Here is a 9,265-nt window from a genome sequence, read left to right as displayed (position 1 = left end):
CCGTCGCCGCCGGCGAACAGGATCAGCCGAACCCCCTGCCGTACCAGCGCCTCGACCGCGGCCACCGTGTCGTCGGCGGTGCTCGGTGAAGCGGGCTGGTAACAGACCTCGTAGCGCAGCGATGGGACGGCGGCGCAGGCGTCCGCGCCCATCGCCCCCGAGGCGGTCAGCACCTGCGTGCCTTCGGGTAGGCGCCGCAGCGCCCACACCGTCCGCTCCAGGGCGTGCTCGACGCCGCCCCTGCTGCGGGCCAGTTCCTGGACGGCCGCGCCGTCGCTGCCCTTCAGCCCGGCCGGGCCACCCACGCCGGCGATCGGGTTGATCACCAACCCGATCACCTCGCCGTGCTGGGTCACAGGCCGTACTTGCGGCGGTAGCCGCGGTAGGTGATCGCCCAGCGCTCCGGGTCATCGAGATCGTCGTGATCGGCGTGGTGGATCGGCGTGTTGTACGGCGCCCCGGCAACCAGCTCCGGATTGTCCCGGGCCTCCTGCGCCACCGCGGCCAGGGTGTCGCAGTACTCGTCCAGCTCGGCCTGCGAATACGCCTCGGTCGGCTCCAGGGTGAACGGCTGCGGCACCACGAACGGATGATGGCTCGACCAGTAGTGCATGCCGTAGTCGGCCATCCGGATGCCGACCTGGAAGGTGTCCACCCCGGTCTCCTCGTACAGCTCCTGCCAGGAGTACCGGACCTGCTCGATCCGCCGCTTCCCCGTGGCGTAGGGAGCGGACGCCCCCGGAATCGCCAGCACCTTGGACAGCACGTAGTTGTTGTTCAGCACCGCGATCTCGGCGACATCGCGCAGTCCCTCGGCGCCGAGCGCCCGGATCCAGGCATAGGAGCGGACCAGTACCGGCACCGTGCCGTGATGCGGCCCGATCTTGCCGATCGACTGCGGCCGGTCGTCGTCCAGCACGAACCGGACGCCGTCGCGGGCCGACTCGTCGTCGACCCGGTCGATCAGCGGGTAGGGCAGGAACGGCACCAGCTTCTCGCTGACCGCGGACGCCCCGCCGCCCGGGCCGCCACAGCCGTGCGGCGTCGAGAAGGTCTTGTGCAGGTTGAAGTGGCACAGATCGAAGCCGGCGTCCCGGGCCCGGGTGATGCCGAGGATGCCGTTGGCGTTGGCCTGGTCGTAGCAGGCCAGGGCGCCGACCTCGTGGACGGCGTCCACGAACTCGCGGATCCGTCCGTTGTAGATGCCGGTGTCCTCGGGGTTGGTGATCATCAGCGCCGCGGTCTGCGGGCCGATCGCGGCCTTGAGGGCGTCCAGATCGGGGTAGCCGTCGGCGTCGGGGTAGAGGGTGATGACGTCGTAGCCGGCGGTCTTCGCCGCCGCCGCATTGGACGGGTGGCTGAAGATGGTGGTCACCACCTCGCGGCGCTGCTCGTCCTCGCCGTTGGCCTTGTGGAAGGCCCGGATCATCGCCACATTCGCCCAGATCGCGCCCGAGCCGCCGGAGGTCTGCATCGTCACCCGGGACATGCCCGAGATCTCGGCCAGCATCCGCTCCAGTTCCCAGATGATCTGCAGCACACCCTGGGCGGTGTCCGGATCCTGCGCCGGGTGCAGGTCGCGCAGCAGCGGCGTGTTGACCAGTTGGTCGTTGACCTTGGGGGAGTACTTCATCGTGCAGGTGCCCTGCCCGATGTCGATGTTGAAGTCGGCGCCCAGGTTCTCCTGGGAGAGCCGGACGAAGTGCCGCAGGACCCGCATCTGCGCCATCTCGGGCAGCTCCAGGGGCGACGTCCGGGCCAGGGACGCCGGGACCACCTGATCCACGGTGCCGGTGGCGGCGACCACCTCCGGCTCGGGACGCGACACCAGGACGCCGCGCTCGCCTGCGGCGGACAACTCGAAGATCAGCGGCTCGTCCCAGCGGGCCTGGTGGAAGCGGCGCAGCGGCGGCTTGGGGGCCAGGGGCAGGCTCATGACAGGGTCTCCTCGATCACGGTGGACAGCCGATCGATGTCGGCCTGGCTATGCATTTCGGTGACGCAGACGGTCAGTTCGGACTCGCCGCGGACGATCCCGGGCTCGACGCCGCGGGCCCGGCAGCGAGCGACCAGCTCGGCCGCCGGGATCGGGGTGGTGATCACGAACTCGCGCAGGTGGAAGGCGTCGTCGGCCAGCTCGACACCGTCGATGGCGGCGAGCTTCTGCTGCGCGTAGCGGGTGCGCAGCGCCACCGTTTCGCCGAGGTCGCGCATGCCCTGGGGACCCATCAGCGCCAGGTAGACGCCGGCGGCGATGCCCCACAGGGCGGCGGCGGTGCCGACCCATTCCTTGCCCTCTTCGCGGACGGCGAACGACGTCCGTTCGTAGGCGACGTCACCGAACCCGATCTCGCCCGGCACGTCGGTGGTGGTCAGCCCGAACAGCCGCGACGGCAGCTCCATCACCAGCCGCGGATCGTCGGCGCAGGCCAGGTAGCCGGCGTGCGCGCCGCCGAACCACTGGCCCAGGCCGAGCGACTGGATGTCGCCGCAGGTGATGTCGGCACCCTGGGTGGCCGGCGGCTCGAGAATGCCGTAGACGACCGGATCGGTCCCGACCACCAGCAGCGCACCGGCGCCATGGGCCAGTTCGGCCAGCCGCGGCAGCGCCTGCTCGACCGCACCGGTGGCGCTCGGGGTCTCCACCCAGATCGCCGCGACCTGGTCGTTCAGGGCCTCGGCCACCGCGTCCAGGTCGGCGACCGCGCCACGGGTCGGCACCTGCTTCACCTCCATCGCCGCCACGAAGTCGGTGATCCGGCTCAGTTTGTCGACCTCGGCGTCCGAGACCAGCAGCACGGTGCGCCGTCCGGTGATCCGGCCGCTCATCGCCAGCGCCGTCGAGGTGGCCTGGAAGCCGTCGTAGGTGGGAATCGTCACCACATCGGTCTGCAGCAGCTCACCCATCTCGGACGCGTACTCGAACAGGGCCTGGAACCGGCCGTGGTCCTCGTACGGTTCGCCGGCGTAGGCGGTGAGGAACTCGCCGCGGTTGATCACCTCGCCGACCACCGCGGGCACCGCGTGCGGGTAGGTGCCGCCGCCGAGGAAGGTGAGCCGATCGTCGGGGGAGGCGTTGCGGGCCAGCAGCCCGGCGACGTGGCGGCGCAGGTCCTCCTCGGCGACCAGCGCCGGTGGCAGGTTGAGCGGCCGATGCAATCGGAGGTCGTCGGGTATGTCGGCGTAGAAGTCTTCGATCGAGTCCGCACCGGTCGCCGCCAGCATGGCCGCTTTGGCCGCCGGCGCGGTGTTGGGGATGTAGGGGTGGACGCGCGGTTGGGTCATGTCATACCTCGATCGAATGGACGTGGTGCAGGGACGGGGTCGTGCTGGGCATCCGCAACACGGCCACCCCGAAGGGCGGCAACGTGATGCTCAGCCCGGAAGCTCGCCGGACGGGCGGATCGCCGTCCGGTGCGAGCAGGACATCGGCGTCGGCCGGCCCGCGGGCCTCGGCCGGCGTCGGTGCGTGATTGATCACGAAGACGTAGTCGGTGGCCCCGTCGGTGCGGGTGACCACCTCCACGGACGGGTTCGCCGACATCCGGACGTCGACCCCGGCCTCGGCGCACACCTGATGCAGCCACGGGGTCAGCGAATCCAGCGGCAGGCCGGCGCTGACGTAGTACGCGGCGCCCTCCCCGAGCCGCCGGCGGGTGATCGCCGGCAGGTCGTGCAACGGGCGTCCGTCGTAGTGGGCAACGACTTCGACGTCGTCGGACGGCTCGATCCACTCGGCCCAGAACCGGCCGACGGTACGGGCTCCGGAGTCGAACTCGACGATCTGTTCGTCGGTCTCGAGCAGCGGCCACTGCTCGTCCACCTCGACGCCGAGCAGCTCACGCAACGGACCCGGAGGGCCACCGGCGTGCACCTGCTCGCACTCGTTCACCACGCCCGAGAAGGCCCCGACGACGAGGGTTCCGCCGCCGCGGACGAACTCTGTCAAAGCCTCGGCCTGGGCATCGGAGGTGACGTAGAGCGTGGGGGCCACGATGACGGCGTACCGGGAGAGATCGGAGCCCGGCAGTGCGACCGAGTCGACGGCCAGCCCCAGCTGATGCAGCGCGGCGTGGTGTTGGTGCGCCTCGGCATGCCAGGAGATCTCTGCGGGTAGCGAGGCGTCCGGACGCAGCGCCCAGATGGTGTCCCAGTCGACGACCATCGCCACCGACGAGCGCACCCGGCTGCCGGCCACCGGGGCCAGGGTGGCCAGATCGGCGGCCAACTGCGACGCCTCGGCGAAGCTGCGGCTGGCCTCGCCGCGGTGCCCCAGCACCGCCGAGTGGAACCGCTCGGGCCCGGTCCGGGCGGCGCGCCACTGGAAGAACATGGCGCCGTCCGAGCCGTGCGCGACGGCTTGCAGGGCATGGGCCCGCAGCTGGCCGGGCGCCTTCGGCACATTGACCGGACGCCAGCTGACCGCGCTGGGCGCCGACTCGATCAGCAACCAGGGCCGGCTCTTCAGCGACCGCATCAAGCCGTAGCTGAGCGCGATGTCGGTGTGGCTGGCGGTGTTGCCGGGGTCGGGGTAGGCGTCGTTGCTGACCAGGTCCTCGACGGCGGCGAACCGCCAGTAGTCGAGGTCGTGGAACAGCCCCATGAAGTTGGTGGTGCGCGGGACGCCGGGGGTCAGCTCGCCGAGGATGTCGAGTTCCAGGCGGAACAACTCCAGCACGTTGTCGGAGCAGAACCGTTCGAAGTCGAGCAGCCGGGCCGGGTTGTCCGGCCCGGGCGTCACTCGCGGCACCTCGATCTGTTCGACGTCGGTGTACAGCTGCCCCCACACCTTGGTGCCCCAGGCCGCGTTGATGCCTGCCAGCGAGCCGTGCCGGCGCAGCAACCAGCGGCGGAAGGAAGCGGCGCAGACCTCGCACCAGCAGCGGGAGATGTGGTCGCCGTACTCGTTGGAGACGTGCCACAGCCGTAGCGCCGGATGGTCGCCGAACCGGGTGGCCAGGATCGTGGTGAGCGCCGCCACCTTGGCCCGGAAGACCGGCGAACTCGGGCAGTACGACTGCCGTGATCCGAAATCGAGCCGGACGCCGTCCGCGCGCACCGGCAGCATCTCCGGATGGGCCCGGACCAGCCAGGCCGGCGGGGTCGCCGTCCCGGTCGCCAGCGCGACGCCGATGCCGGCGGCGTCCAGCGCGTCCAGGATCTCGGCCAGCCAGTCGGTGCGGTATTCGCCCTCGGACGGCTCCAGCTGCGGCCAGGCGAACACCGGCAGGCTGAGCAGGTTCACCCCGAGCTGCCGCATCAGGGTGATGTCGTGCTGCCAGACCTCCCGGGGCCACTGGTCGGGGTTCCAGTCGCCGCCGAACGCCATCGCGGGCAGGGGCCAACGCTGCGGAACGGTCACTCCTTCACCGCCCCTCCGAGCAGGCCCGCCACGAACTGCTTCTGGAAGATCACGAAGATCAGCAGCATCGGCAGCGTGGTCAGCAGCGAGCCGAGCATCAAACCTGAGTAGTCGACCCGGGAGAGCCCGACCATCGTGTTCAGGGCCACCGGAATCGTGTAGTTGGCTTCGGTGTTCAGCATCAGCAGCGGCCAGATGAACGCGTTCCACTGCGACATGAAGGTGTAGATCACCAACGCCGCCAGCTGCGGTCGGGCCACCGGAAGGACGACCCGGAAGAAGATCCCGATGTCACCGGAACCGTCGATCCGGGCGGCCTCGATCAGGGTGTCCGGGAAGCTCTCGAAGGCCTGCCGCATCAGGAAGATGCCGAAGGCGTTGGCCAGGAACGGCAGGATCACGGCCTGGAAGGTGTCGATCCAGCCCAGCGACGCCATGATCTGGAACAGCGGCACCAGCAGCACCTGCATCGGGATCATCATCGTGATCAGGATGAAGGTGAGCACCAGTCCGCGCCCGCGGAAGCGGTACTTGGCCAGGGCATATCCGCACATCGCCGAGACCGCGGCGGAGAAGACCGTGTAGAGCACGGCGATGATCGCCGAGTTCAGGCAGACCTGCGCGAAGTTGGTGGTCTCCTGCAGCCGGACCAGGTTCGCCCACAGCTGGTCGCCGGGCAGGATCGGCGGCGGCGAGGCGAAGACGTCGGCGGTGGTGTGGGTCGCCGAGATCAGCATCCAGGCGAAAGGCAGGATCGACGCGACGGCACCGACCAGCAGGAAGAGGTAGCCCAGAGCCTGGGCCAGCCCGGAGGTCTGCTTCTCCATCAGGCCTCCTTGTCGCGCATCAGCCAGAACTGGGCGATCGAGAAGATGCCGATCACCAGCACCAGCAGCCAGGCGATCGCCGAGGCATAGCCGAAGTCGAACTGCCGGAAACCCACCCGGTAGAGGTAGAGCACCGGGGTCAGGGTGGCGTTGGACGGCCCGCCGCCGGTCAGGATGAAGTTCTCGTCGAACAGCTGCAGGGCGCCGATCGTCGAAGTGATCGAGGTGAAGATCAGCACCGGCCGCAGCTGCGGCACGACGACGTGCCGGAAGGTGCGCCAGCCGGTGGCGCCGTCCAGTGCCGCCGATTCGTACTGCTCTTTGGGAATGCCCTGGAGGCCGGCGAGCAGCAGCACCATGTTGTAGCCGGTCCATCGCCAGGTGATCGAGCCGATCAGCGCCACCCGGGCCCAGAACGGATTGTTCAGCCAGTCGATCGGGGGAATGCCGACCACCCCGATCAGCTGGTTGATCACACCGCCGTCGGCCTGCAGCATCACCCGGAAGACCAGCGAGTACGCCACCAGGGTGGTCACCGCGGGAAGGAAGTGGATCATCCGGAAGGTGGTCCGGAACTTCAGCCAGCTCTGGTTCAGCACCACCGCCAGCAGCAGCGCCAGGCCGATCATCAACGGCACCTGGAAGACCAGCAGGATGCCGGCGTTCATCAGGCTCAGCCAGACCAGGTCATCGCCGGCCAGCTTCTCGTAGTTCGCGAGGCCGCCGAAGCCGGTCACGCCGTCCTGGGTGACCTGGAAGCTCTGCATCAGTGAGGCGACCAGCGGGTAGGCGAAGAAGAACCCGAACAGCGCCACGGCGGGCGCCGCGAAGAACCATCCGAACCGGGAGGTCCGGCGCTCCAGGGCCCCGGGACGGCGGCCCTGCCGCGGGGCGCCCGATCGGCGTCCCGCGGCGGTCGCGGCGGACATCTACCCGATTTCCCGGTTGGTCTGCTTGGCGATGGTGGCGGCCGCGTCCTGCAGCGTGGCCTTGGCGTCCTTGCCGTTGAGGATCGCCTCGACGGTCGCGTTGGCGACGATCTCGGACGCCTTGGCGTAGTCGCCGGTGTAGGAGATGGCCGGGATGGTGCTGGTCAGGTCGGCGAAGACGCGCATCGCGGGCTGGCCGCCGAAGTACGGATCGGGCTCGGAGTAGACCGGGCTGGCCAGTGCTGGCAGGTAGGAGGGGAATAGGCCCTCCTTGGCCATCATGCTGTTCTGGTTGTCGGAGTTGAGCAGGGCGAACGCGGCGAAGTCGGCGGCTAGAGCGGGGTTCTTGGCTTGAGCCGGGACAGCCAGGTTCGAACCGCCGTTGTTGGAGGTCTTGGCCTCACCCTCGGCGAAGGTCGGCAGCGGCTGGACGCGCCACTTGCCCTTCAGTTCCTTGGCCTCCGACGTCAGCGTGCCGGTCCACCAGACCGCGTTCGGGCTGAACGCCGACTTGCCGGCCTTGGCGGCCGACACCCGGGCGTCCCAGCCCTTGGTGTTGTTGATCAGGCCCTTCTGCTGCAGGTTCTGCAGGAAGGTCAGCACCGCGACGGCCTTGTCGTTGTCGAGTACCACCTTGCCGTTGGCGTCGAAGATGCCGGTGCCGCGCTGCTGCAGCAGCTGCAGGAACATCGCGCCGGTGGACAGGTCGGTGTCGAAGGCGGTCTTGCCGAGCTTCGCCTTGACCTGCTCGGCGGCCTGGGCGAAGGCGTCCCAGGTGGTCAGTGTGGCCGGGTCGATGCCGGCGTCGCTGAGGTAGTCGGACCGCAGATAGAGGGCCATGGTGCCCGAATCCCACGGCATCGCCAGGATCTTGCCGTCCTTGCCGGTGGCCGCGGCGAGCTTGGACGGGTCGAGGTTGGCCTTCTCGGGCTCGACCCGGCTGGTCAGGTCGACGAAGCCGTTGGGGAAGTTCTCCAGGAAGCCGGGTAGCCGATCGGTCTCCAGGGTGAGCAGATCCGGCAGGCCGGTGCCCGCCTGCAGCCCGACGGAGATCTTGTCGTAGGCGTTGTCGTAGCCGACGTCGACGACCTTGATGGTGGTGCCCTGGTGCGCCTTCTCGTAGTCGGTCGCCAACCGCTTCAGCGCGGTGGCGGCGACATCCCACGTCCAGACGGTGATCTCGCCGGTGACCGGGCCGGTGGAGGGCTCCAGGGTGGGGGCCGCCTTCGGTGCCGGAGCGCCGCCCATGGCGCATCCGGTGAGAGCGAGAGCGGACGCCAGAACGCCCGTGATCAGTGTGCGAAGTCTCATGACGTCCCCTCTGACGTGGATTTTGTATACCGTACACCGAGCACGAATAGCGCATCAAGACCTTGCGGGTGCGCTCGATGCCCGTCGATCGGGGTGCTGGACCTGGGGTGAGGGGCGGTGCACGATATGCAATATTGATGACGGCCGGCCCGGTGCCGGTGGCCCGTAACCCCAAGCTGGAGCGACCATGGTGATCAAACGGCGCTCATTGCGCGCACAGATCCGCGAGGAGCTCCTGCGACGACTCCGGGACGGCTCGATCGAGGCCGGCGCCGGCATCAACGAGGCCGAACTGGCCAATGAACTGGGGGTGTCCCGGACGCCGTTGCGCGAGGCGCTGATCGGCCTGGAGACCGAGGGTTATATCGAGTCCGAGATCGGCAAGGGCTTCCGGTTCGCCGTCCTGGGCAGCGCGGAGTTCGAGGAACTCGCGCCGGTGATCGCCGCACTGGAGTGCCTGGCGATCGAGCTGACCCCGGCCGAGCGGCTCGCCGAACTCGGCGCCCAGCTCGTCACGCTGGCCGAGGACTTCCCGGAGTCGGTGGCGACGCATCGCGAGATCATCGAGCGCGACGAGCAGTGGCACGACCTGCTGACCAGCGCCTGCCCGAACGGACGGCTGCTGTCGCTGCTGGCCTCGATCAAGGGTGCGGTGCACCGCTACGAGTTCGAGATGGTGCCCTCCGACGCGCTGATCGAACGAGTGGCCGCCGAGCATCTGGAGATCGCTACCGCCCTGGTGGCCGGTGACCTGCTGCGGGCTCAGGCGGCGCTGCGGCTGAACTGGATCAACGGGACGGCCCGGCTGATCAACCATTCCCAGCGCTGAGACTCCC

At 69.1% G+C, this 9,265-nt stretch carries 8 protein-coding genes; 1 reads left to right on the top strand and 7 read right to left on the bottom strand.

From position 1 onward, the window contains the following. From Q0066_RS06515 to Q0066_RS06485, 7 genes are all read right to left on the bottom strand, one after another. On the bottom strand, positions 1–356 hold a 356-nt coding region (locus Q0066_RS06515), incomplete at its 3' end, for an NAD(+)/NADH kinase (RefSeq protein ID WP_298131285.1). Next, positions 353–1,936, bottom strand: a complete 1,584-nt coding sequence (gene gcvPB, locus Q0066_RS06510) for an aminomethyl-transferring glycine dehydrogenase subunit GcvPB (protein WP_298131283.1) — start codon at positions 1,934–1,936, stop codon at positions 353–355. The genes gcvPB and Q0066_RS06515, both read right to left, overlap by 4 nt. Then, the gene (gene gcvPA, locus Q0066_RS06505; protein ID WP_298131281.1) at positions 1,933–3,285 is read right to left on the bottom strand and encodes an aminomethyl-transferring glycine dehydrogenase subunit GcvPA; all 1,353 of its coding nucleotides are present in this window, start codon (positions 3,283–3,285) and stop codon (positions 1,933–1,935) included. Before gcvPA ends, gcvPB begins: the two co-directional genes overlap by 4 nt. 1 nt (position 3,286) lies before the next feature. Continuing rightward, positions 3,287–5,362 (bottom strand): beta-galactosidase, encoded by a 2,076-nt coding sequence (locus Q0066_RS06500; RefSeq protein WP_298131279.1) that lies wholly within the window; start codon positions 5,360–5,362, stop codon positions 3,287–3,289. After that, complete coding sequence (locus Q0066_RS06495; protein WP_298131278.1) at positions 5,359–6,189, bottom strand: carbohydrate ABC transporter permease; 831 nt, start codon at positions 6,187–6,189, stop codon at positions 5,359–5,361. The genes Q0066_RS06500 and Q0066_RS06495 overlap by 4 nt, the downstream gene beginning before the upstream one ends. Continuing rightward, the gene (locus Q0066_RS06490) at positions 6,189–7,118 is read right to left on the bottom strand and encodes a sugar ABC transporter permease (RefSeq protein WP_298131274.1); all 930 of its coding nucleotides are present in this window, start codon (positions 7,116–7,118) and stop codon (positions 6,189–6,191) included. Before Q0066_RS06490 ends, Q0066_RS06495 begins: the two co-directional genes overlap by 1 nt. Beyond that, a complete protein-coding gene (locus Q0066_RS06485; protein WP_298131273.1) occupies positions 7,119–8,429 on the bottom strand; it encodes an extracellular solute-binding protein in 1,311 nt (436 codons plus the stop codon). It lies immediately after the preceding gene. A 187-nt stretch (positions 8,430–8,616) separates the two neighbouring features. Between Q0066_RS06485 and Q0066_RS06480 the strand changes: the two genes are divergently transcribed. After that, a complete protein-coding gene (locus tag Q0066_RS06480) occupies positions 8,617–9,258 on the top strand; it encodes a GntR family transcriptional regulator (RefSeq protein ID WP_298131271.1) in 642 nt (213 codons plus the stop codon). Positions 9,259–9,265 lie beyond the last annotated feature (7 nt).

Origin of the sequence: Micropruina sp., from assembly GCF_027492755.1 — a bacterium.
GTDB lineage: Bacteria > Actinomycetota > Actinomycetes > Propionibacteriales > Propionibacteriaceae > Micropruina.
This window is presented reverse-complemented; position numbering and strand designations above follow the sequence as displayed.

What these genes read in the sequence shown, in the direction of transcription:
- Q0066_RS06485 (WP_298131273.1), bottom strand. Translation starts at nt 8,429, where the DNA reads ATGAGACTTCGCACACTGATCACGGGCGTTCTGGCGTCCGCTCTCGCT.
- gcvPB (WP_298131283.1), bottom strand. Translation starts at nt 1,936, where the DNA reads ATGAGCCTGCCCCTGGCCCCCAAGCCGCCGCTGCGCCGCTTCCACCAG.
- Q0066_RS06490 (WP_298131274.1), bottom strand. Translation starts at nt 7,118, where the DNA reads ATGTCCGCCGCGACCGCCGCGGGACGCCGATCGGGCGCCCCGCGGCAG.
- gcvPA (WP_298131281.1), bottom strand. Translation starts at nt 3,285, where the DNA reads ATGACCCAACCGCGCGTCCACCCCTACATCCCCAACACCGCGCCGGCG.
- Q0066_RS06480 (WP_298131271.1), top strand. Translation starts at nt 8,617, where the DNA reads ATGGTGATCAAACGGCGCTCATTGCGCGCACAGATCCGCGAGGAGCTC.
- Q0066_RS06495 (WP_298131278.1), bottom strand. Translation starts at nt 6,189, where the DNA reads ATGGAGAAGCAGACCTCCGGGCTGGCCCAGGCTCTGGGCTACCTCTTC.